The organism is Nostoc sp. PCC 7524 (assembly GCF_000316645.1).
GTDB lineage: Bacteria > Cyanobacteriota > Cyanobacteriia > Cyanobacteriales > Nostocaceae > Trichormus.
Genome location: NC_019684.1, coordinates 3974687 through 4001658 on the forward strand (window position 1 = coordinate 3974687; position 26972 = coordinate 4001658).

Annotated in this window: 4 protein-coding genes; all 4 read right to left on the reverse strand. The window is 47.4% G+C overall.

What is annotated here, in order from left to right; translation table 11 throughout:
- Positions 1 to 62: 62 nt before the first annotated feature.
- The 4 genes from NOS7524_RS15875 to NOS7524_RS15890 all read right to left on the reverse strand — a co-directional run bounded on the left by NOS7524_RS15875 (position 63) and on the right by NOS7524_RS15890 (position 26904).
- Complete coding sequence (locus NOS7524_RS15875) at positions 63 to 1298, reverse strand: LL-diaminopimelate aminotransferase (RefSeq protein ID WP_015139499.1); 1236 nt, start codon at positions 1296 to 1298, stop codon at positions 63 to 65.
- A gap of 57 nt (positions 1299 to 1355) precedes the next feature.
- Positions 1356 to 2744: a hypothetical protein gene (locus tag NOS7524_RS15880; protein ID WP_015139500.1), complete on the reverse strand. Its 1389-nt coding sequence runs from the start codon at positions 2742 to 2744 to the stop codon at positions 1356 to 1358.
- 152 nt (positions 2745 to 2896) lie between these two features.
- A complete protein-coding gene (locus NOS7524_RS15885) occupies positions 2897 to 3601 on the reverse strand; it encodes a PEP-CTERM sorting domain-containing protein (protein ID WP_015139501.1) in 705 nt (234 codons plus the stop codon).
- 254 nt (positions 3602 to 3855) lie between these two features.
- Entirely contained in the window at positions 3856 to 26904 is a 23049-nt protein-coding gene (locus NOS7524_RS15890; RefSeq protein ID WP_015139502.1) for a PKD domain-containing protein, read from the reverse strand.
- Positions 26905 to 26972 lie beyond the last annotated feature (68 nt).

The following is a 26972-nucleotide window of genomic DNA, read 5'->3' on the forward strand; positions in this document are numbered from 1 at the left end:
GTCCATTGCGAATTGGTTTAATCTTCCCCTATTGCCTATTTGCCTATTTGCCTATTGCCTTTTTACACCTTAAAATTCCCAGTAATCCGCTTCATGGCTTCTTCCACATTCTCCCGGCTGTTAAAGGCGGAAATACGGAAGTAGCCTTCACCGGCAGCACCAAAGCCAGAACCAGGCGTACCAACAACATTGCAAGTATGCAGCAATTTATCAAAGAAATCCCAACTGGAAAGACTATTGGGAGTTTTTACCCAAACGTAAGGTGCGTTTACGCCACCATACACGGCTAGTCCGGCGGCTGTGAGTTGTTCGCGGATGATTTTGGCGTTTTCTAAATAGAAACTTACCAATTCGTTGATTTGTGCTTGTCCTGCTTCTGAGTAAACTGCTTCTGCTCCTCGTTGTACGATGTAAGATACACCGTTAAACTTAGTAGACTGGCGACGATTCCACAACTTCCACAATTCCACATCGGAACCATCGGCGGCTTTTGCTTTTAGGGTTTTGGGTACGACAGTTAAGGCGCAACGGGTGCCGGTAAAGCCTGCATTTTTGGAGAAGGAACGGAATTCAATAGCGCAATCTCTTGCACCTTCAATTTCGTAGATAGAATGAGGTAGTGAAGGGTCTGTAATATATGCTTCGTATGCTGCATCAAAGAAAATAATCGAGTTATTCGCTTTGGCGTATTCTACCCATGCTTTGAGGTGTTCTTTGGTGGCGGTTGCACCGGTGGGATTATTGGGGAAGCAGAGGTAAATTAAATCAACTTTTTGGCTGGGGATTTCGGCGGTAAAGTTGTTTTCTGCGGTAATGGGGAGGTAAACTAAACCTTCAAACTCGCCTTTATCGTTGGCAGCACCAGTATGTCCTGCCATAACGTTGGTATCTACATATACAGGGTAAACGGGGTCAGTAACAGCGATGACGTTGTTATCACCGAAGATGTCGAGAATGTTACCTGTGTCGCACTTGGAACCGTCGGAGATGAAGATTTCGGAAGCATCAATTTCGCATCCCCGTGCTTGGAAATCTTGAGCCGCAATTTTTTCCCTTAACCAAGCATACCCTTGTTCTGGGCCGTAGCCTTTAAAGGTGTTGCGATCGCCCATTTCTTCCACTGCTGTGATCATCGCCTGACGGCAAGCTTCCGGTAATGGTTCGGTGACATCACCAATACCCAAGCGGATGATTTTAGCATCGGGATTGGCTTCTGCAAAGGCATTTACCCGCCGCGCAATTTCGGGAAACAGATAACCAGCTTTCAGTTTCAGGTAGTTGTCGTTAATCGTTGCCATAATCAAGTTGAAAAACAGCCTAGATAAAACAGCTTATATGATTCCATCTAATGTGAATTAGTTTGATCTATTTTTCTGAATTGCACCTTGCCAGCTAATCGTTTGCTTGGCGGAACGTCCTCCTAGAGAGCGTGTTGCCACTACTTCTATATCAACGTTTATACCTGATCTGAGGGCTTCAGATGGAATTTTGAGCTTGCCTAACGCTAAGGTAAAACGGTTATAGTCACGGGTAACAAGTTCGCTGGGGATTTCTCCTTCGTATACAGTTCTGTAGTCAGAGAAGCCACCAAAATTATCTCTAGCTCGAAACTTAACGCGAAACTGAGTTTGCAGTACATCAGATTTCGCTGCCAAATCAACGATTTTTAAGTTGAGATTTTCTCCTGCATCAGCAAATTCTGCTACTGCTAACCTTGTGACATCTTTTTTAGGAATGGCATGATTCACCGTAAATGTTGTCAAGTTAGCTTGACTACTGGTAGTACCTGCAAGCCAAACATCTTCAGGAAAAGTTAGGTTTACTTGCTTATCATCATTTAAACTTACTGTCAGAGTTTGATTAGCAAAACTGTTGATGGGCTGCTTCTCCTGCCAAACTATTTGAAAGTTTTGTTCCAAACGCTGTTCAAATTCTCGGTACTCATCGGCAATAACGGAACCAGGCGCAAGTAAAGAAGTTGCACCTTGACGAAGAATCCACTTATTTTTGGAGAGGGTTAACTTTTTATCTGCAAGTTCAGCAAAATTGAGTGTCACAGTAGGAGTTTCAGCTGCTAAAGGTTCCTTACTGTTAACAATACTCAAAATACCTAAACGCCCTCTTTCGCCATCTTGTCCATCACTACCATCACGCCCATCTTTACCGTCATAACACCTGTAGCGTTTCTTGGTACATTTATAATCAGCAGTACCCGGAGTTCCTTTACAGGTTTCTATTTCCCAATTACGCTGCCGACACCTACAACCAACGCTACCATTACCACCCCGACCGCCTCGTCCACCTGCTCCGGGGTTTGCACGCACCAAAATTGTTTGCAAGTCTGCCAAATTTGTGTAGTATACAGTCAGGGAACCGCCATTACCCCCATTTCCACCTCTACCACCATTACCACCTGCGCCACCATTGCGTGCATAAATGTCGTGCTTGGGTTGATGGGGTTGATCTCTGCAATAAGGTCTGTCACCGCGATCGCCATCTTCACCGTCTTCGCCATCTTTACCCGATAGATCAAGATTTATTGGTGAACTATTAACAAATATAGTTTGGTTGTCACCATCACGGCCATTTCTACCGCTTCGCCCATTAGTACCGTTTCTACCTGCTGTCTCATATCTCTCATAGGCAACAGCAGAACATAAAACTGAGCCAGAAGCAGGCAATAAGCTTGTCGATAAGCAAAATGTTAATAGCAGTGGTAGCTGGCTTCTTATACCTTTGAGCATCGGAGTTAATCTAGATGTTGCAAGTGGGCTGAATAATCCTCTTAATATACAAGGGTGCGTCAGTGCGAGAAAACCTAGCTGTACCAAGAAATTCTTCACACTGACGCACTCTACTAACCGTCAATTTGGAATAATTTATTTTTTGGTGTCTCTTAACATTGTTTACCAAAACGCGATCGCATAACTAAGCCGCAACCCAATCCTGTAAATATACCCAAAAGAGTCAAGGGTTCAGGAACTGGTTGAAGTTTACCATTACTCACTATTAATTGTGATGTACCACCAGCATCATTTATATCGACGATACCAATACCAACCAAGAAATTACCAGCACTCGAAAAGGTATACTCGTACTTTCCACTCAAAATATCATTTCCATTAATATCCTTTGTATTCAAAGGCTTGATTAAGACTTCTATGCCTTTTATCGTCACAAAAGCTTTGTCAAGGTCAAAAGTGTTGAGTTCATTATCAAATGCGAGTGTAAGATCCCAGTTAAAACTTAACTTATCACCAGCTTGTACTACTAAATTTCTCCTGATAGCTGAACCAAATGTAGCAGCAATAATAGGAAAAGGATCATTTGGATCATACTCTGGATCAAGGATATCGAGACTACCAGCATCAATTTCCAGGAACTCTTCTAGAGAGTCATCACCACCACCAATGAAAGCAGTCAAGCTAGTACCTGAATTAGCTTGAGCATTTGGTTTTACCTGCGTAACATCACCAATTTTGTCCCAACTAGCGAAATCAAGGGTGATAGCATAGCTAGGACTTGCAAGCAACCAATTACCAAGACTCAATAAACTAGCAGCGCCTGCGGTCAAAAGTGAATGTTTGAAAGTAATAAACATAGGTGTAGTTAGTGGGTAAAAACAGTTTTGAATTCAACAAACAGAAACTATGAAATTGGGTTTGACCTGGCATTTTAGTCTCACCATTCGCGTGATTCAACATTTTCATGATGGATTACGCGAATAATGAGTTCGGTATTGAGAATACCAACACAGAGCCTTGTTTTCATTAGTCATTCAGGGGAGGGCTAAACTATTAGCCCATTCACCCTGAAAACACAATCAATTACATTTTGGTAATGTAACTAAACCTATTAGATACGTTTACTAACAGTAGTGCTGGTAGTATCTTCACCACCATCATCATCAGTCACAGTCACGGTAACAATGTAGTTATCCACATCGTTATAGATGAAATTGTTGGGATTATTCATAGCCTCCAGAGCAACATTATCGATGATTAAGAATGAACGGAAAATAGCTGTTCCCTGACTACCATCACGGTCAATTTGGATAGTGGTGCTATTAGCGGTGGGGCCTTGAACCAGGCGCACATAACCATCAGCAATAGCATTTGTACCCTGATAACCGCCAATCACCAAACTATCAAGTAGTTGACTCAGATTGATTTTGTCTTTACCAACTTCAAAGTCAGTAATACGATGACTCGATTCTCTGATGTCGGTATAAATAAACTCATCATTACCCGCACCACCAGTAAGGGTTTTAGCACCAACACCACCAAAAATTCGGTCATTACCGCTAGTACCATTTAAAGCAGAGCGGCTACCATCACCACTGATGACTGTGTATTCATAGGTAGCTGTGAATGCGCCTGTGGTCGCATCAACTACTGCATTGGAGGTAGTACCGTTACCCCAATCGATAGTCACAGTGTGGGTATCGAGTAGTCCTACATCATTGAATTCACCAGTAATAGACACCAAGTTGCTGCGATTGAGTTTTGTTTCAGTGCGTTGGAATGCCGTAATCACTGGAGCAACATTAGTCACAGTCACAATCGTGCTAGCAGTGCCACTGTCACCATCATCGTCAGTGACCGTAGCAGTAATGGTGTAGTTATCGATAGCTGTACCAGTGGGGTTATCATCTGCGTAGCGACGGGAAGCTGTGAATGTCCGGGTGCTGGCATCAACTGTGGCCGCAGAAGTGAAACCATCACCCCAATCAATCACTACAGTATGGGTATCTCCAATTCCTGCATCTGTGATTCTGCCGGTAACTACGACTAATCCATTTTCTGTTACAGTTGTGTTTGCTAATACCAGAGCAGCAATGCTGGGGGCAGCATTATTGATTCTGGCTATAGTCGTAGCAGTATTACTAGCATTATCTTTGTCAGTTACTGTGGCAGTAATGACGTAATCTTGATTATCTCCATACTGATGGGACAGATCAAAATCACTGGTACCAGCAGCCAAATTAAATGTCTCTGATGAGCCATCACCCCAATCCACTACCAGAACGAAACTATCTTGAATACCAGGGTCAACAATCCTGCCCGTCAAGCGGCTAGTACCACCTTCTAAGGCGGTTGTCGCTGACAAGTTTTGCAGTTGTGGTGCGGTATTGCTCACCGTCACAGTCTTGGTTGCCGTGTAAGTGCCATCTTCATCAATGGCTGTCACCACAATCACCCGTGTACCATTGTCTGTAAATCGGTGAGTCAGAGATTGGGTAGCCCCAGCAAAAGTTTCGACTGTGCCATCATTCCAATCTACAATCCATTGACTAACTGTGTCATTACCAGGATCAGTGGCACTTAAATTGAGGATGTATGGCGCTCCCTCTACGGCGCTATCTGCACCACTGATTATTAATGTCGGGGAAACTTCCAACAGTGTCACCTCAGTGAACAATTCCGTGGCACCGCCATCCTGATCCTGAATTACACCCCGGATAGTCTTAATGCCACTATCACTGAGGAATTGGGCAGGAACTACCACAGAACTAGAACTGCTGTTGATAATTTCAAACTGACCATCATTGTTAAAGTCGTAGCTGTAGAGGAAACCAACCGTTGTATCACTGAGGGATGGATCAAATTGGTCGATGAAGGAGACGGTGGTGGTACTACCTTCATTGACTGCACCACTATTAACTAAGTTGGCTGTGGGGGCTGTGTTCATCACCCGGAGATTGACGGCGTTCGATGTGGCTTGTTGGTCGGTGCCGTAGTTGACTCGCACACGGACATTGTAAGTACCGTTATTCTGGATGGGATTGGCAGCTAGTTGTTGTAACTGTGTCCATGACAGGGTGGGATTTTCATCTGTGGCATCCCCGAAAATACCATCTCCGTTAATATCCCAACTATAGGCTGTGGGTGTGCCGACGGCTATGGCATTGAGTGTGAGGGCTTCACCTTCCGCAATGGTATAGGGGCCACCAGCATTAACTTGATTGGCTGAAACTATAACGCTGACTGTCTTCGGCGCGGCAAAGGTGGCATTGGGTGCGGAATCTTCATCAACTGCACCGACTAGGATTTGGGCTTTGCCTGGATTTGTGTAGATATGAGTAGCTGAAGTGGTGTTACTACCAAAGATTTCGATAGGTGTGCCATCGCCCCAATCAATGCGCCATTCAAACACGCGGTCATTACCAGGGTCGGTAGCAGAGAAGTTAATTGTATAGGGTGTGCCTACTGCTACTTCATTGGCACCACTGACTTGGATGGTGGGTGGTGTGTTGATGATGGTGAGGTTAGTCAAGGCATTACTAGAGAAACCATCGCTGTTAGTGGCTCGGACACCGATTTGGTATGTACCGTTGTCCGCTAATCCTAGATCCACCAGTTGCGCCCAACTAAGTATCAAAGTTGCCCCATCAGCTTCACCAAAACTGCCGTCCCCATTAATATCCCAAGCGACTGGCTCGGACAGTGAGTTACCCAATCCTAGGGGTGTAACATTGACCCGCAAAGTGACTGACTGACCTTCAGCGATTTGGTAAGGCTGATTCAGGAAGTTAATGATAGGTGCGGCAATAACAATGACATTTCCCTCAAAGGTATCGTACTGGAGTACACCCCTATTGGTGACGTTGATATTACCTGCACCTGGAGTGGGTGGGGCTGGTGTGTAGTTGGGGGTATTGGGGTTGGGATTTTGGGGATCGAAGATGAGGATGTCGCCTTGGTTTTGGGGTACGCCATTGGGGTTGTCTCCGTGAGCAATGGTAGTAGCAGAGGTGGGGAGATTGGCTCCAGAGACGCGTACAGTGTCACGGTTATCACCACCAAAGACTTCAGTCCGGCTAAATTCTCCGACTCGTTCGATGTTGATGATATCGTCCCCAGTCTCACCCCGGACAATCAGGTTAGTACGAGGAGTGTTGGCACGGAGTTGAGCTGTGTCATTGCCTGCACCTAGGTTCACTACCGTCGCAGAACTTAAAGCTTGTAAGGTGACAATATCATCTCCATCTCCAGTGTTGATGGTGGTTGTGACTACTTCTGGGGAGGGAGCTTGGCGCAGGGTGATAATGTCTTCACCACTGGCTGTGCTGACTGCTAAGGCTTCGATGTTGTCGAATGTGGTGAGTAGGGTGACTGGTTCGGGGAGGAGTGTATTAGTGTTGAAGACTGCCAATCCCCCATTAATGCCCGTAGTTCCTAGGCTACTGATGAATGTCTTGTTGCCAGTGGCGTTGGTGGCTATGGCTGTGGGTGTCCGCAATCCGACAGCACCGCCGACATTATTCCGTAGCAATTGCACGAATTGCAACTTGCCGTTGCTGGTGTCATGCTCAAACACAGCGATCGCATTGCTGTCTGTACCGCTTACCATGACGTACCTGCCATCTGGTGTTACCGTCACATCACTAGCACCGAGCAGACCACGGATACCATTGACCCCGTTCTGGAGTGTTTGGACACGGGTGAGGGTTTGAGTGGTGGTGTCGCGTTGGAAGACAGAGAGTGTATTACCGTCTTGACCTGTAACGTAAACAAAGCGATCGTCTGGGCTGGTTGCTAGACCTTTAGCTCCGTCTAGTCCGTTGGCTGTTCCTGATATTCTCTGGATCAGGCTCAGGTTACTAGCGTTGAGAACTACTAAACTGTCGCTGCTACGACTGACTGCATAGATTAGTGAACCATCACCACTAACTTTTAGGTTGCTAAAGTTACCGATACCATCAGGATTTGTGACTAACGTACTCTGTGACAATCCACCAGTCGCGCTGTTACGGGAGTATCTGACTATGCCATTGGTACCAGATGTATAAAGGGAATTACCATCTGGACTGAGTGCTATGGTCTCAAATACTCCTTGTCCTGAACCGAATGGGAATGTAAACACTCCCACTGTATTCACAAATGTTAAGTTACCGTCAGCCGCATTTCGCTGGAATATGGCGATTCTTCTATCGCCTGGGCTGGTAACGTAGGCATAATTGCCGTCACTACTCATCACAACGTCAGTTGCTCCTGCTAGCCCATCGACACCTTCTAAGCCGTCTTTGAATAACTGGCGCTGAGACAGGTCATTGGCATTCACAACTACTAAGGCGTTTTGTGTGGGGTTGACTCCGTAGATTTGTTTGCTGTCTGGGCTGAGTGCAATTGATTGCAGTCCGGTGATATTGGGTGTCACGCTCAAGTCTGGACGGGCGGCTCGGATGTAGGCTACTTGTCCATCAATTAGGGTGGTGTTGTTGATGGATGTGATTGGCCCAGTAATCGTAGCGTTGACTTTGACGGCATCATTGGGTATGAGTGTTGCCCATACTGCTCCGGGGTTGAGTGCGGTTAATGTTTGCGCTCCTCCTGTGCCGCCGAATATCGGGTTGGTGTTGATGCCGGCAGTGAGCAAGTTTTGGGAAATGGTTGAAGTGAGGTTTGTGGGTAAGATTCCTAGTGTTGGGTTTGTTAATACTGTGTCTGTCAGGTTGATGAACAACAGCATATCGAAGTCGGCTGTTTTGGTGCCGTTAACACCATAGGTGCCGTAGTCTTGGTTGAAGCCCGTTGGTCCTAAGTCTAGCCTGTAAACTGCTATCAGGGCATCTGCGGGTGGTTTGTCAATGATGCTGGAGGTACTGAGGTCATAGTCTAATGATCTACCATCTAATCCTGAGAGTATGCCGTAGGTGTTTGCTCCTCCTGCTACACCAGCGATGAATGGCGTACTTCTTTGGGTGCTAGTAAAGGAATTTAGATAGGGGTTGTCTGCACGCTGACCATTAAAGAAGGATGTGTTTGCTCCTGTTCTGGTTCCTGGAATGCTACCTGTGTGGGTGTTACTACCAATAATTAGCCGTCCATTACCTCCAGTTTGAAAACCGCTACCCCCGGAAGTATTGACTGTGGCACTACCTGCATTTACCGTTGTGCCGTAGAGCTTGACTGTACCGCCAGCACCACCGGCACCAGTACCGCCAGCACCACCCAAGCCGCCAGTACCTCCGTCTCCACCATTGCCACCATTACCACCATTGCCGCCATTACCACCGTCGATTAAACCTCCATCTTCGCCATTGCCACCATTTGTCCGCCCATTATTCCGGTTAGCATTTTTAGTTCCAGGCGCACGGCTGCTAGTGTCAGCAGCACCAGGATTCTGACCATTACCACCTTGAGCAGAGAATGTGGAGGATGGAGTATTTACTCGACCTTGGGCAATGATTTCAAAGGCTCCACCGCCAGCACCACCATTACCACCAGGAGTACCATTGGCACCTTTTCCACCTTGACCACCATCTCCACCGCGTCCACCATTGCCACCATTGCCGCCTTGTAAAACGACAACCGCAAAGGGAACGGCGAAAGAGCCTGAGCCGCCGCCGCCGCCGCCACCACCACCGCCGCCGCCAGCGCCACCACTGCCGCCGGAGCCACCGCCACCGCCAGCACCAGCACCACCACCACCACCACCGGAGATGGTCAGGCCACTACCGCTATTCTGACCTAAAGACCCACTACCTCCGGGTTGACCAGGGTTCCCGTTGAAGCCATCTAAATTCACACCGTTTTCGCCGTCGCTACCGCCACCACTGCCATCATTACCACGTCCTCCACTGGCAAAGTCACCTAGTGAACCACCTGTACCACGAGTGCCTCCGAAACCACCAAAGCGTCCGGATACACCAGTGCCACCATTACCGCCAGTGCCACCATCACCACCACTGTTAGGTGAATTGATGCCACTGATGCCATCACCACCATCTTGACCCCTATCAGCCGTGATACTTCCAGAACCAAGCACACCACTGTCACCAGATATACCATTTTTGCCGTTTTCTAGTGTTGAACTCTCGAATACTGAAAAGTCTCTCCCCGTACCGCCAGCACCACCGGCACCACCGGCACCACCGGCACCACCGCCACCACCGTTACTACCATTACCACCACCACCAGCACCACCGCCAGCACCACCACCTATTCCGGGTGTTGTACCGTTAGCGGAGAAGTTGAAGGTGACACCAGCACCAACATTGACATCATTACCAGCCAGTAAGGAGAGTCCACGACTACCAAACCCTGAGACGATGCTATTACCCGGAACGGAGGTATTGTCAGCAAAGTTGATGTTACCTCCGAAGCGGAATTGGGCAATGTTGCCATTAACTACAGATGTCAGCAATTTGGCTCCATTAATGGAGTCATTGTTACGGATAACTTGCTCATAGTTACCATTCTCGTCTGAGTCAATGTAGATCGCTAGATTATCTGTGTCGAACAGAATATCGCCAGTTAGATTTAAGGTGGGTGTGGATGTGGTGATAGTTGTCGGCGCAATGTTGGCGAACTGTTCTCTAGCAACGATGTTGTCTACTAAGGTTGTACCCGGTTGCCAAGACACAGACCTCAAAGCCCCGAAACTGGTGGGTAAATTGAAGGTTTGAAAACCAGTATTACCTGCTACTGAAACTACGTGTGTGACTGTTGCACCATTCATGGTGGTGCCAGTGAAGGTTACAGACTGGGTTGTGGGTGCAGCCAGGGATAAAGAATAAAGTGCGAAGCTTCCACCTGTGGCTGATGTGAAAGTGAATCTATCTTCAATGACTTGATCGTTAATGGATTGAACCTTGGCTGCTGGACTAATGGTATCATCACGCAGAATTGGCAAGGGAACTGTAATCGGGCCAAGAGGAAGAGGAAATGAAAATGTGCGGGTACTCGCAATTTGGAAGCCATCTTCTGTGTAGCTAGAAGCATTACCTTGCAACTTGTCGAAATCAATCACAGTGTCATAGTTGCGGAAACTGTCAAAGTCCACAGGCTCCAGTACAGTCAAACCAGAGCGCAGTTCGACGCGATCGCCATCAATTAATCCTTCAATATTGTTAGTCGTCTCACTCACAACATTCAAGGTATCAGCCTGAGTACCACCGATAATCCGCGTCAGTTCCGCACCCTCGGTATTAATCACGGAAATGGGTAATGTACCAGGAGCAAGTTGAGCTTCCAGAATTTCCCCATTCTTGAGTGTCCAGTCTAAAGGCTGGCTGCTATTACCGCTATTGTCTACCACCAGAGTCTCAACATCTAACTTGAGATTCGTAAACTGGTTATCTGTGGGTACACCATCGATAATCACGGTGACTGTATCGACACCAAGTTCACCGGAGATGTTGGTTTCAGGACTACCGATGCTGCGGACAGTAATGGCATCATCGCCGTCGCCACCTTTGACTGTGACCACCGTGTTGGCTAGGGTGGTGTCAATGGTGAGGTCATCGTTACCTGTGCCGAGTTTCATTTCTACTTGCTCAATGGCACGGAAGCTGATATCACCAGGTGTTAAGTTCTCAATGACACCTGTGTCAGCTTGTGTATCATCCCTGAGCAGTCCGCCAATCGTCGCCGCAGTTTGGCTGGAGCGATCTATAATCAGCCTGTCAACATCGCTTCCTTCACCATTAATCGCCAGTGCAGCATTGGCATTGAGAACGGTTACTTGATCATCGCCATCACCAAGGTTGAGATTTACCGCCGCAGTAGTATTGACGACTGTTACTTGGTCACTGCCTCCACCTGTATTTAAAGTGAGTGGTGTTGTGGTATCCAGGAGGGTGAATTGGTCATTACTATCACTTTGGGTAATAGTCAGGGCTGTGATTTGCTCAAATTCGATGCGTCCGGGTACATCTGAGCCGGTGATCACACCACGGTTGAGGGTTAAATCGCTGGCAATGTTGGAGTTGACTAATAGAGTATCTACTCCTAATCCTCCTTGCACCAGTAGGCGTGCGGCAATTCGTGGTAGTTCATTTCCTACCGTGATGCTGTCATCCCCTGCACCAGTGTTGATGGTTGTCTCAGTATCAATGCCATTGACGGTGAATTGATCATTGCCGTTGCCTAGATTGATCTGTATGCGCTCCAAGCCACTGTAGACAATACCTCGTTCTAAATTGCTGGCTGTTTGGTCTGTTGCACCCATGCCCAAACCTGTGATGCGTTTGCTGTCTAGGATACCTGCGTTGGTAGTGGTGTCGCCTGTATCGTTGATGTTAAGGGTATCAGTACCAGTCCCACCGCGAATCTCTAGCAGTCCATCAATCTCGTTAACTTGGTTGTTGGTATTGCCGACATTGATAGTGTTTGTACCTGCGCCTATATTCACCAAGGTTGCCGTGTTGTCTTGGGTACTGTGAATATTGACTGTATTGGCATTTTTACCCAAGGATATCTGCATAGCTTCAATATCTGCATATTGAATGCCTAAATTCATACCGAAACCTGTAACACGGTTGTTGGTGATGGTGCCTGTGTTGATTTTGCTGTCGGCAGAGTCATCTAGTTCTATGCGGTCAGTACCTGTACCACCGCGAATAATTACCTGTCCCCGAATATTGTCTAGGATGCCATCGGTGTTGGCTTGTGGTGTGGCTTGGCTACCGATGTAAATTATGTCGTCGCCACCGCCTGTTTCAATGGTGGTGGTAACTCCGGGGTTAACGTTGCGGAGGGTAATCACATCACCGTCTACTTCCCCTGTAATTAGTACAGAACTAGCTGCGATCGCCCCAGCTAATTCTATGACTGTACCCTCTAGATCGGCGTTAGTCCAATCACCAGTAATAGTGACTGTTGACCCGGCTGTGACTGTACTACCGGCTGCTAATACTACATTGTCACCTACTAGCAGGTTGACTGTTCCCTGATTTGCCAAAATCTTACTACCATTACCCAAGACTAAATCTTGTCCTTGGCTGGCTAGGTCTGGTAGTGTCAGTTGGACATTGCCTGCAATGGAGGTGACATCATTAATACTTAAGCCACCCTCAATGTCGCTAATCACGATGTTTTGCTGTGCCAAAGCTGTGAGTCCAGCCGTGGTAGCAGTCGCATTCACTTCTAGGGGATTGGCATTACTACCAATACTACCGTTGAGGGCATTGAGTTTAATTTGTTGGGCGGTGATGTCTGCGGTGGCTGTATCGTTACCATCTAAGATTGAGCCTTGGGCTTGCAGGTCTACGTTACCATTGCTGGAGGTGACTTGGTTGATGGTTAAGTCGTCGGCAAATTCGTTGATGAAGATGTTGTTGCGAGCGATCGCACTCAATGCACTAGACTGAGTTTGGATACGGTTACTAGCTGTACCGATGCTGCCGTTGTCAGTCTGCAAAGTTAAAGCGGTTGTTTCTATTTTGGCTGTGGGGTCGGAGGTGATGATATTACCGCCGTTGTTGAGGATTTGTGTGCTGCCGAAGGGGTTGTCAATAAATCCATTGAGGCGGATATCTGCGTTGCTGGTGTTGGTGATGCTAATTGCTGTATTGCCAGGGTTGGTTGTGGTGGTGTAGTTAAAGCCAGCTTGATTCCTGACGTTGACGGTAATATTGCTGTTTAACTGCCCTGATGTGTTGAGGACATCAATATCATTGATTTTCAGATGCTTGGTGGAACGATTGATGATGTCTACACGCTCGAATCCAGTGATAAACTCTACTGTGGCGTTGCCTCTAATCACAGCCTCGTCTGCGATCGTTACTGGTGTAGTTGTGGTGTCATAGACCGATTCCTGCATCGAGAAGATGATAGTTCCCGCTAGAGTATTGGTGTTGGTAATATCATCAACAATAATCTCGGTAGGTGTTTGCTGGACGTTGACGTTGACTTGGCGCACTACATTACCGTTAGCATCAATCTCTAGGGTAGGGCTAGGCGCACCCAACATGACTATCTTGGAGTTGAAGTCGATTGTCCGGTTGAGGGATAAGGTGCGGTTTCCTGTAGCTTCCCCTGTTTCGATGACAGCGCCGTTCTGCTCTGGGGTTGCAGCAAAGCTGATTGTCAATGGGGTGTTGGCTTCTACTAACAAACTTCTGGTAGCGATTTCCGAGCCAGTACCAGTATTCACGTTTGTGGTTGTGGTTTGGGTAGTAGTTGCGGTGGAATTGGTGTCTGCGCCTAAACCTTCCGTTGTCGCACTGGTTTTAGAATTGGTCTTGAGTTCATCGTGTCTAGCACTAATTTTGACTTGGTTTGTGCCTTTAATCTTGGCTTGGGCGGCGATATCGACTTGGGCTGTGGAAGTTGTAGTTAGGGTAGCAGTCGCATTAGAAGTAGCGCCGATGACGTAGGAAATAGCCGTAGCTGTGGGAGTGAGATCAATTTTGGTGACAACAGCTTGCAGAGTGACGACGTTAGCAGTCAACTCAACGGCATTGCCAATATTAGTTTTAGTTTCGTCAATCAGTGTAGTGGTGATTTCGGTGCGCGTATCAGCTCCTAATCCTCCAGCTTCAGCTTTGGCTTCAGGAGAATTAGCAGTGGTACTCATTTTCGCTGTGACTTCCAGATTATCACCTGCGGCGATCGCGCTTCTGTCGTCCACGGATGCCGTAGTCTGATCATTGATACTAATGGTTGAATTCGACCTGTAGATGGGGACTCCACCACCACCAGTATTTTTCGAGTCAGCGTCAGCTTCGTTGGTGGAATCTGCAATTAACTGGAAGTTACCCCCGGCAATAATTACTACATCTTCGCCGACTGAGGCTGTAATCACAGGGGTGATGCTGACTTCTGATAGGGAGAAACCAACTGCGATACCAGCCACCGTAAAGCCATCCGTATTGACAGTAGCCTTGGTAGTAGAAATCGCATTAACTTTGACATCACCCGTAGCATAGATGCCAGCAGCATTGCCAATGAGAGCATTAACTTTGACGTTGAGGGTGGCTTTGGCATCGTTACCCGTACCAGAACCAATACCCGCCGCTACGGCTTTAGTTTTCGCCATCCATTGATTGTCCAGGGGTCTAATCTTGGAATCGGCTGTGACTATTAAGCTGCCAATCTTCGGCCCATCGGCTTGTCCCATTTGGACGTTGAAGCCGGACGTGCCATCACCTATGTAAGCACTGGTTTCACCACCAATATTAACTCTAGCGATCGCCGCTCCAGCCGCTAATCCCCCAATATCTAATCCAAAGTTCTCTGCCGATACCTTCCGGTCACTGGTGGCTGTAATCTTAACTTCATCAGCTTGGAGGATTTCTGCCCCGGCATCAACATAGGCTTTTTGTTCACTGTTGTCAGTTAAAATTACTACCTGCGCCCCCAAGGACACCGCACCAATTCGACCTCCCACAGCGAATCCTTTCAGGGATTCGGTGAATTTGGCTGATACCAGGACGTTATCACCTGTTTGTGTCCCGGCTGTCACCCTAGCATTACCACCAAGAGCCGCATCAGTAACACTCTTGATGTTGGCAACTACCACAGAACCACCCAGCCCCACTAATCCAGCTGCCCCACTACCAGCCGTATTATTTAGGTGGAGTTCTTCATGGGCGCGGACATTGACATCATCACCAGCAGTCACAACACCGTCAATCCAGGCCACTGTGCCTAACCTTATACCTGTAGGACTACCACTACCAGATAAAGCCACACTCGTCGCTTTCAGGTTGAGGGTGAGTTGGTGAGTCCCGGTGACATTAGCCGCCGAGGTGAGGTTAATAGCTATCCCTTGCTGGGCATCGGCTTCAGTTGCCGCTAGCTGAATTTGATTGTTTTCTTTGAGAATCACGTAGTAGACACCACCATCTACTAGGTTGCCGATACTGCCAGCAGAGTTGGCATCTTTGCGATAGACAACGGCATCACCAGTAGCAAAACCTGGGGCAGACTGGAAGGTAATGGTGTCTGTGGTGTAGTCTACTGCCTGACTGACATCAAAATTGCGTTGAATTGTACTGCCGAAGGCACTAGAAACATTAGCAGCTTCCGTCAGGGTTTCGGTGAGTTTTTGCAGGGCATCACTACTCAATCCACCTTGGGAATCTAAAGCCGTGCCGAACGACCACACTGAAATTGCACCTGTTAAAGCTCCCAGACCCACAGCACCGCTAATAGTGAGGCTGTTAATATTCTTGTAAGACAGGGCATTCACATCAACACTTTGAGCGGCGGTGACTACCGCACCTGTACCGATAAAGGCATTAGTATTATTGTTGACGTTACCTACATCAACGCTACCACTGATGCCACCTGCACCACCCGCAAAGCCTAATGCTTTAGCCTCGAAAGTCGCCTTGTTAACTGCCGAGACGTTCACTGATTGGGCAGTGTTCACAGTGGCACTCGCACCAATATAAGCCACAGTGTTAGAAGCGATATCTTCCACGGTGACAGCACCCGCCAAGCCGAGGAACTTACCAGCCCCAGCCGCTACGATAATGCTGACGATTTTCTCTTGGGAAGATGCCTGGACATCCAAACCTTTGAAGCCTGTCTGAGTGGTAAATCCACCGTTACTGATATCTCCATCGTACACACCGTTACTGAGAGCAGCATTATTACCCTGAGCGTTAATTTCGGAGAAATGACCGACAAAAGCTTGAGTATCTTTTTTGATGACTGAGACACCAACAGAACCACCAATACCTGCGGCTCCAATACCCACACCCAGTCCACCTGTACCTGTGGTCATGGTGGTGGTATCATCTGCCGCCACTAAGATATTGCCTCCAGCAGTGGCTTTAGCACCCTGCTGATCTTGAGCATTATTATCACCGATGTAAGCATAGGTGGTGTTATTCAGGGAGATGACAGACACCGCACCACCCACAGCCACCTTACCAGCACCAGCCGCACCTGCCACTACATTCAGAATATCTTCTGAGGCGATCGCTTTGACATAGATATCCCGGTCGGCGGTGAGTTCAGCATTATCACCCACATAAGCCAGTGTATTGTTATTCACTACTAATACATCGGCACCAGGTACTACCGCTACAGCCCCCGCACCTCCTACTGCTACTACTATCCCCAGGTGATGGAAGTCGTTACCAGCCGCCACTAAGATTGAGGGTTCTTGGTTAGGAACATTAAAGACGTTGCTCGCTGTGACTTTTGCGCCATCACCAATGTATGCTGAGGTGTGATTGGTCAGGACATTGACGGAACCACCGATATTTACTGCTACTGAACCCGCACCACCACCGCTAACGGTGACTCCCAGCAGCTTATCGCTGTTAATGGCTGTCACCGCTACACCCCGATAGCCTTCCTGTTTTTGGGCTGTGGCGGTGCGAGAGGGGATAGCCGTGAGGGTGTGGGCTGTGCCGGTGGCGGTGGTGGGATCTATATCAAGGGCAATTCCCGCCGCCGCATTGGCTTGGCTGCTAGCTAGTTTTATGCGATTTGTCGCGTCTTTAATGACGTAATATGTACCACCCTTGACTAATGAACCAATACTGTCTCCACCACCGTTGTCATAGATGACTGCTTGTCCTGTTTGCAAGTCAGTATTGAGAGCAATTGTGTTGTTGCTGTTGTTCACAGCCGTGGCAGGATTGAAAGTTACAGAGGCGATCGCAGGTAATGATGGATCATCAGCATTGAGAATTCCCAAATTGCTGTTTGTATCGAAGTTACCTGTATTGACGGTGATGCCGCTACCAAAGCCTTTGGCTGTTACCTCTGCCTGAGAACCAATAAAGGATTCTGTGGTTTTGGTAATCACAGGTACACTCACGGCAGCACCAATGGCGGCTGTGCCACCACCAGTAATACTGCCTGCAATGGTGGTGATGTCTGTATGGTCTTCTGCTGCTACCAACACACTACCATCAGCGTTAATGGTGGCTTTTCCTGATGGTGTTACTTCGTCTTTAGGATCATCACCGATAAAGGCTCTGGTGGTGTTATTAATCACATGAATACCAGCAGCCCCGGCTATACCAGCTGTCGCCCCGCCACCACCAGCGATAGAGACGGAGATAATCGTTTCTTCCGAGAGTGCCTGGACTTTCACATCGCCGGCAGCTTGCACCTCAGCATTGCCGATGTAAGCTTGGGTATCTTTGGTGATATTGCCTACACCAATGCCAGCACCAATACCTGTAGTACCACCACCACCTACACCACCGGCAGTGTCAATCAGTCTGGTGTAGTCTACTGCTTTGACGTTGACACTTTGACCAGGGTTGGCTGTGACACCAGTTTCAATATTAATTTTGGCTCCATGACCAATACTAGCGGTGGTGACTTCTTTCAACACAGTCACAGGAGCAGAACCTGCCACACCTGCACCCTTACTACCTTGTCCAGCTACAGCCAAACTCAAGATATCTTCTGCCGAGGTAGCTGTGACTGACACACCCCGCACAGCTTCTTTTTGTGCTTGTCCAGCTAGTGCCAGATTACTATCTTTTTTGCCTGTGAAAATCTCAAAGGTTGCCCGATTACCTCGACCAATTACCGTGATGTTGTCGCCAATTTTCGCTGTGGTCTGGTTGTCGGTGACGATGGTGGAATTAGAAACGCCAAAGGAGGATGTACCACCGCCACCAAAAGCACCCGTACCTGTACCAATCTTCACATCGTCATAGGCTTCGACAATCACGTTGCCATCGGCCACAATGCGATCGCCTGCATCACCTGTGATATAGGCTTCAGTGGTATTTTTAATGACCTCAACCACTATAGAACCACTGATGGCTGTACCGAGGGCAGGACTACCACCCAAGGCAGCAGCGTAAATGTCGCTAGTAGATAGCGCCTGTACTCTCACATCGCCTGTAGAACTGGTGACACTGGAATTATCTATGTATGCCTTGGTGGTGTTGATAATATCGTTATTTGCGATCGCTGCCCCAACGGTTGTCCCGGCTGAGAAGGCGATACCACCAGCACCGGAGTTAATTTGCGTTTCATCTTTCGCCACAACGCTCACGGTTTTTGATGCCTCGACTGTTGAGCCGGAAATATGGGCATCAATCGTATTTTTCACGACGTTGACACTTACTGAACCACCCAAGGAGAAGCCACCGGCGGCTGCACCACCAAGGGAAACAGTAGTGATATCGGCTTTTGATAAAGCGAGGACATCGACATTGCCCCCAGTGGTAGTAACTGTAGAGTTCTCTATAGCGGCTGTAATTTCATTGATGATGTCACTACTACCCAACGCCGCCCCAGCTGCATCTTGTCCCAGACTCAAACCCCCAGCCCCAGAACCGACGGTGGCGTTGTCAACGGCATGAACAATGATATCTCCGGCTGCCGTTACCTGGGAGTCTTTAATCTTGGCCTCAAAGGTATTCTTAATGATGTTAATGGGAACTGAGCCAGCGATCGCCGTCCAGTTGGCTACCCCTACCCCAATGCTGACGGAGACTACTTGCGATGTCACCTCAGAGGGAATTTCTGGGACGGCTACGGTTGTTGTTCCCAGGTTGATGGATGTGGGTGGTGCATCGGTGGGAATCTCAAAGCCTGATTTCACCTCAATTTGCCCTAAGACGGAGGTGACAATGGAGTTGTCAATCTTGGCGGTTGTGGTGTTGAGGAGGTTATTAGTAGATACCGAGCCACCAATGGCTGAGGAATTGGTAGACACACCTACAGCCCCGGAGATGACAATCATTGTGGAGGAGTCGGCGGCGGCTACCCGAATTGATTCTTGGGCTTGGACGTGGGATTTATCTTTCGTGCCATCACTATTGAGGTCGGTGTCGCCTGTAATTGATGCCTCAATGGTGTTTTGAATCAAGTTAATGGTGACAGAACCAGCACCAGCAAAACCTTGTCCACCACTACCAGCTAAAGCTACAGCAATCAGTAATGATGAGGAATCGGCTGTGACTTCTAAGGTGGATGTGGTGGAATGTACCGTTGAACTATCAATATTGGCTTTGACGGTGTTAGTAATTACCTGGGAACTGAGGGCTGCACCTATTGCTACACCTTGTCCACCAATCGCTAGTGAACCGGAGACACTACCAACGGTAGAATCATCCTGGGCTTTAACTGCGATCGCTCCTTTGGCATACACATTGGAGCCACCTTTGATATATGCCTCAGTGGTATTAGTAATCACATTCACTGAGACATTACCAGCAATGGTGGTGTCCTTAGAACCTGCTGCGCCAACTGTACCACTACCAATTACAGCCCTGTTATCAGCTTTCACCAACACGGAACCATCATAGGCTTGAGTAGCAGTCCCTATGTCTGCGTTGTCGAGGTAGGCACGGACGGTGCTATGAATGCCGTTATAACCCACAGCCGCCCCTAGTCCTACACCCTGCCCAGCCGCACCTACAGCCCCACCAATGCCAAAGATCCAAGAGTTATCCTCGGCTGTCACAGATAGACTTGTGCCGGTGGGGTTAGTGAATGTCGTATTTTTAATGTAAGCTTCGGCTTCATCTGCAATCACATTCACCCCAATCATCCCAGCTAAACCAGAACCTTGGGATGATACGCCTACTGAGCCGGTAATGGCCACAATCTTGGCATTACCAGGGCCAGGGTTGTCAATGCTAGAAGTGACCTCGAATTTGCCACCTTGCTGAGTAATAGTTGAGTCTTCAACATAGGCTTTCGTGGTGTTGTCAATCACGTTGACGGCGATAGCTGCCCCGACACCATTCTTACCACCGAAACCTACAGCCCCCGCTACACTCACAATCAAGGTTTCATCACGGGCATTAATTTTTGCATCACCCATCAGCATAGCGGTGAGTCCGCCTAAGTAGGCTGTGGTGGTATTGGTGATGACGTTGACGGAAACTGAGCCAGCAACGCTATTAGCTTGCACTCCTGGTGCCACACTTGCACCAGCCGTCAAGGAAGCAATCACACCAGTCCGAGTGGCTTCTACTGTCAGATTCTCTGTCTCAATGACAGCATCATTAATGTATGCTTTCGTCTCTCCAATTAGTGTATTTTGAGTAAACGAACCTGCGATCGCTATATCATTCCCAGCCGGAGATTTAGCAGCTGCGACTGCCCCTGCAAACGCACCTAAACCTGTGTCATTATCGGCAGTGACGGTGATTTTCTTCGCCCGGATGTTCTTGCCCCCGTTAGTTTGCGCCTCTTCATTAATGACGGCGTAGGCGAAATCCTTCACTACTTCGTTTAAAGCTGCATCGGCGGAAACTCCTATGCCATAAGTTCCCTGATTGGCAGCGTCTCCTGATGGGGCAGCTTGATTGGCTTGTTGGACTGCGCTATTAGCCTTACTATTGCTGCTTGAGGTTCCTGGTGGAGAAGCAGCACCAGGTGCAACTATTGCCGCCGCAAAGGAGGCAGAAATTAATGCCCCAGTGTTAAATGCTTTGACTTGTAATTCCCCACCTATATCAATGGTAGAAATGCGCTGAGTTTCTCCGGGTAAGGCACCAATCACTGCATAGGTTTCACGGTTGAGAACGTTCACTGTCCCCGTAAAGCCCATACCCTTACGCTCTCCTTTCATGGTAGAACCAGCCAAGTTAACCATGACTGTGGTATCAGTGGCATCAACATAAATATCTGTCCCAGCTACAGCCGCGCTCGTGATGAGACTCCCGCCTTCAATCTGGGCTACAGTTTCACTAAATATCGTATCCACGTTGACCATGCCAGCAAAACCAAAGGTCTTAGCTGCACTACCTGATTGACCTAAAGCTATGTTGAGGATGGCAGTATTGGCTGTAACTTGCAACCCACCCGTCTTAGCTGTTGGATCATAAGCTTTGGTGAAGTATATTTGAGTGTCATTTTCGATTTTCGCCTTGGTGGTGTTATCAACCACTAAAACGTGGACAGCGCCGCCAATCCCTGTACCGCCAGATTGGGTTCCCGATGCGTTATATAAATAGCTAAGACTGCTTTTACGTCTACTCTTAAGAATACCTTCTGGGCTGAGGTCAATATCAAAGTTACCCGTGTGGTGAACTAACTCATATTTGGTGTCAGCTGTGACTGCTACCGCCTGATCACTACCCCGGAAGGCGGTATCTTGATTAATCTTCGCGCCAGATTCAATGATTGCTTCGGTGATATTGGTGTAGCCTAAACCAGCTAAGGACAAACCCAAGGCAAAATCAGCAGTAGAGGCGTTAGTTGAGGAGCTTTTATTGGTTGTCCGCACCCATGAGTTGAACAATAAACCCGTCAGTCCCAGTTTGCCATCTAGGAATGAGGCAAACCTACCCACTGGATCTGAGCCAAAGAAATTTTTCGCATCTGTTGCTGCTGTATTAGGATCGCGGATGGGGAATACCCAAGGATAGCTGATATTAGAAGTAACGCTGAGTGTCTTCTTGGCGTTAATAACTGCACCTGGCCCTGTAGTTTCTTGGCTGGAGATGTTATTTTTACCTCGCACTAACGCCTGGGCTTTGTTTTGATAAGCACCAATGACTAAACCAACGCTGATTGATGTGTCTGGGGTGGCATCGTCGGCACGGGAGATGGTAGCTTCAACGTTTTGTTGGGTTTTGTGTGTCAGTGTGGCGTTAACAGCAACGTCACCATAGGAGTTAAGGATGGCATTGGGGCCGACTTCTGCCAGTACCTCGTTAAAGGTGAAGTGAAAGACTGCCGAACCAGCAACTTCAAACTGGGGTGTGGTGGAACCTTGGGGGAGGTTGTTCTTGATGTTGTCGCTAGCGGGGTTTTTATTGGGATTGGAATTTTTGGTAGTAATATCTTTTCTAAAAAATACAAATGGGTTGAGGTTGGCAAGATTTCTGACAATGCCACCACCAGCCCCTAGTAACTCACCTTTAGTGAGGAAGTCTTTGATTTTTGGTTCGCTACCAATACCACTCTTGGTTTTGCCACTGTTCTCAGCATTTAATGTGGCAGAAATGGTGATGCCTTTAGCACCTGGATCAAAACTATGTGTTGTTCCAATGAGAATTTGATCATTCAAGTCAAAGTCAATCACCAGAGATTGACGTGTGTCTCTATAGGGACGCTGATCTTCTCGTGGTGTTTCTAACCATAGGGTAGTCTCGTTACTGCCACTGGTAATAGCTATAGCAGGGCCATCCTCGGCTGCGGCTAACTGAATTTGGTTAGGATCTGTACCTGTGATGACATAGTAGGTTGCGCCAATTGTCAATTCGGGAATAACGGCATCTCCACCTGTACCCCGATAAATCACCCGCTCATTCTGGGTGTAAGGCCAGCTGCTAGCTTTGGTGATGGTGTGATTTTGGGAATCGATGGTGACAGCTAGAGGTTCCTTGGTGAAGAAGATGGCTGTGGGGGTGGTGATACCATCCAAAGCGATCGCCGCACCTGTTTGGGCGTTGGCGTAGCTATTGGCTAGTTGAATCTTAGCGGCGTTTTGGGTATCAGGAATTACATAGTATACCTGCCCCTCGGTAAGTCCGTTAATTGTACCACCGACTGCACCCCGATAGACGACGCGATCGCCTCTTTGGAAAGTCTGGGGAGTATCAAAGACGAGTTTATCGCTGGCATCTTCAAGAGTGACGCTGCCTGTGACAAATGTTGTGCGCGCTAGGAATAAATCTGTGTTGGCAACACCACCAATATCAACGGCTCTGCCAAAGATAGCATCTTCTCTGGTGGCGGCTAATTGCAGTCTATTGGCGTTGTTGACATCGGGCAGAATGTAGTAAATTCTCCCAAGCTGCAAGTTATCGATACTACCGCTACTCACCCCGTTATACACAACAGCATCGCCTAGTACAAATCCGTGGGCGAAGGTGAATGTCAAGGTATCATTGGCAGCATCGAGGGTAACGGCTGTACCGCCTGTAGGTGGCTCTACCCCAGAACTAGCAGTACCAGAACCCGCCCAGAACCAATCTGCACCTAAGACGGTGGCAGTAGCATCAGCGACAGCCGTAGCGGCGGCTAATCTGGCTGCGGCTTCATCTTGTCCATTGTTAATGGCTTGTTCGTAAGCATCATCATAGACAGTTTGATATTCTGGGGCAATTGTGCCATGTAGGGCTTGCTGTTTAATATTTTCATAGGCATCGTTATATGCTGTCTGTCCGGCTATTTGGGCTGCGTTGGCATCTGCTGAAGATGGCGTTAAGCGAATGGCTAAATTGTCATAGGGATTCACCAAGGCGTAATAGGTTTGGTTTTCGACTAAGCCGATGAGAGTTAATCCTAATGCCCCTTGATAGGTTAATGCTTCACCGTTGGTTAATCCATGTGCGCTATCGAAGATGATGTTATTACCCGCCACTTCTACACCACTGGGCGTGATTGATTGGCTATTGGCGCGGATAAATTGGAAGTCCAAATTCAAATCTACATCCTGCCCACCTTGAGTTTTCAGATATAGGCGGTTGGGGTTGCTATCATTGACAACTGCTAAATAGGTGACTCCATCAACTAAGCCGCCAATACGTTTACCAGGGACAGCAGTAAAGGTAAACTGTTGATTGTTGTAGGCTTTAACATCAAAATCAAATTCAATATAGTTCTCAGTTTCGTCAACTTTGGTAATCGGTAAGTTGAGATTAGTATTACTCAGCGTTGGTAAGTCTGTAGTTAAGCTAGTCCAGTCAACCAGGGGATCAAGTTCTAAATCGATGCCTACGGGTGTGGTGGCGGAGGCATCTTGGAAGTTACGCGCTAACTTAATTTCGGTGTCAGAAACTTTAATGATGTAGTAAGTTTGAGCGATCGCATTATTTAACCCTAAAATTGGCTTATCGCTGACTGGGTTGAAGCGTACTAACTCCCCATTAGTTAATCCGTGAGCTACACCAAAGTTAATGCTGTCGTTAGCAGTATCGATATCAGTAATCTGCCGCTTGAGTCTGCCCGTCTCTAGTGTGGGATAGTCACCAAACCGAATGTAGAGATTGTTTTGCGCGTCTGTCTTGCTACTGGCAATCCGAATTTTATGCTCATCAACCCTAATCACTGAGTAAGAGGTGTTGTCCTCTAGCCCAGGGATGGGAGTACCTACACCACTGGAGTAAACTACTCTATCTCCAGTCTGTAAATTATGTGTAATCGCCTGGCCGTTTGCATCTACAAAAGAAATCGTATCATCGGCAAGGTTCAGGCGTGTAAAAGGATTAAATGTCAGTTTGACAGGAACTTGGCTAGCGGGATCACTGGCAGTCTCAGCTGTAATTTTTCCGTCTACTGTGGCTTTGACATCACTTTCTGAGACTCCTACTGATACTGTGATTCCGGCTTTACCATCGTAGTAAGAAGCCGTTTCGACGTTGCTTTTGTCTTTGTATTGTGCTTCAGCTATGATGGCGACACTCTTACCGGCAATAATTTCTGTATCTTTGGTAGTGATGGCGTGGGTGAAGCTGCGTGTCACATCTACAGCCCCAGCAAATTGCACGTTCTTGGGGTTAGTAGGGCCAACGCCAAAGTTCTGTGTTACACGGGCAGTACCAGCCGCAACGTTGTTAGTTTTGGCGGTGACGTTGACATTGCCACCGTTCATGGTGCTGGTGTCAATGAGTGTAGAGCCTTCGATGCTAGTTTTGGCTGTTGTCTGTCCAAAGTTAAACGAGAAAGCAATTCCCACACCTGTAGAAGCATAGTAAATCGCTTCACCGGTAGCATCTGCATTAGCTTCGGTTGTGATATCTACATCACCGCTAGCGATGATTTTGCTGGCTCCTTTGACGGTGACGTTAGCATCCGCTACCTTCACCATGACGGAAAGCGGCAGGCTGAGGAAGTCGTCTAATGGCCCTACAATTGACTGAATCAATCCAGAGAAAAATACCCCGTTGCCATTGAGTTCTTGATTCAACTGGTTGATGAGGTTCACGTCGCCGGCTTTAGCACTGAGGGTGATATTGTTTCCTTTGATAGTTGCTTCTTCTACGGTGACACCTGCGTTCTGCACCATCACACCAATATCATTAGCGACGAGATAGTTAAACACCAAATTGGTGATGTCTGCTGTTAAACTAACGTTACCAGGGGTAAAGGTGCCAGTGGAGTGCGCCAACAATTTTGCACCACTCTTGACTTCAATCCCACGAGTCCCACCGCCAAAAATGAAACTGGGTTCACCTGTAGCATTGAAGGTAATGTTTCCAGAGTTGCCAATTGATACTGCTGTTTCCGGATCACCACCACTGGTAATTTGCCTGGTAGAAATAATCACATTTTCTGAAACTTCAATGGTGTCGGCAGTCACCTCTAGTTTGTTGCCATTGAGATTGAGGTTGCCTTTAAATACAACTTTTTCTGGCCCCAAACCACCATTAATGATTAAGTCCGCGTTGAAATTATCTAGTGCTTCTATATATACGTATTCGTCACTGCCGACAGCATTTAATTCTGTATTAATTGTCAATGAGCTTGCGGGATCATTAAAGGTGACACTTTCAAAGGTGCTATTACTGCTTTCAATAGTAATTTTTCCTGGTGCTGATCTATACACCCGCACCTGATCGGCAATACCTGTAGCTGTAAAGACGCGATCGGGGGTATTAGTATTATCTGTAATCGGCTCCATGCCGATATAGGTAATAATATCACCGTCACGGTTAATCGTGCCGGAGTCTCGATTGGTAGAGGTGTAAACTACGCTATTAAAACTACCACCATCTAGCACTACACTATCGAAACCACCGTCGCCACCTGCAACTGTGCCACTAATCCCACCATTGGCACTAAAGATAAATGTATCTTCGTTGTTAGTTCCACCTGTGAGGTTTTCAACATTCCTAAAACTAACAACGTCAAAATTTCCTATGTTTAGTCCTGTGATATACCATGTAGTATTTGCGTCTGGGCCAAATAATGTGTCTTGCCCATCTCCACTATCAAAACTCAATGTACCATTCTGTTGTTTGAGGGCATCAACTAAGGAAGTATCAAGATATAGTTTGTCATTACCTTCCTGAAGATTGACTTCGATATTAACGCCAGCAAAGGCACCTAAAACGTCTGTTTGTGTGGTTGCTAGGTTAAGATCATTGAAAAAATTAGTGCCATCAATGCTGTAAGCTAATTGATTGTTTTGATTTAACTTTAGGTATAGTTCATCCCAGCCATCACTACCAATAAATGTAATTTTATTGTTAACTAATGGATCAATAGATATTGATGGTGAAGAATTGAGTGGATCTATCCCTAACGTTGGTAAAGAACCAAGTTCAATAACGAAGCCTTCCATGAATTTTATTCCTTAGCTTAATCTGTAATTGTTGATGGGCGAGTTTTTTTCAAACTCAACTACGCCAT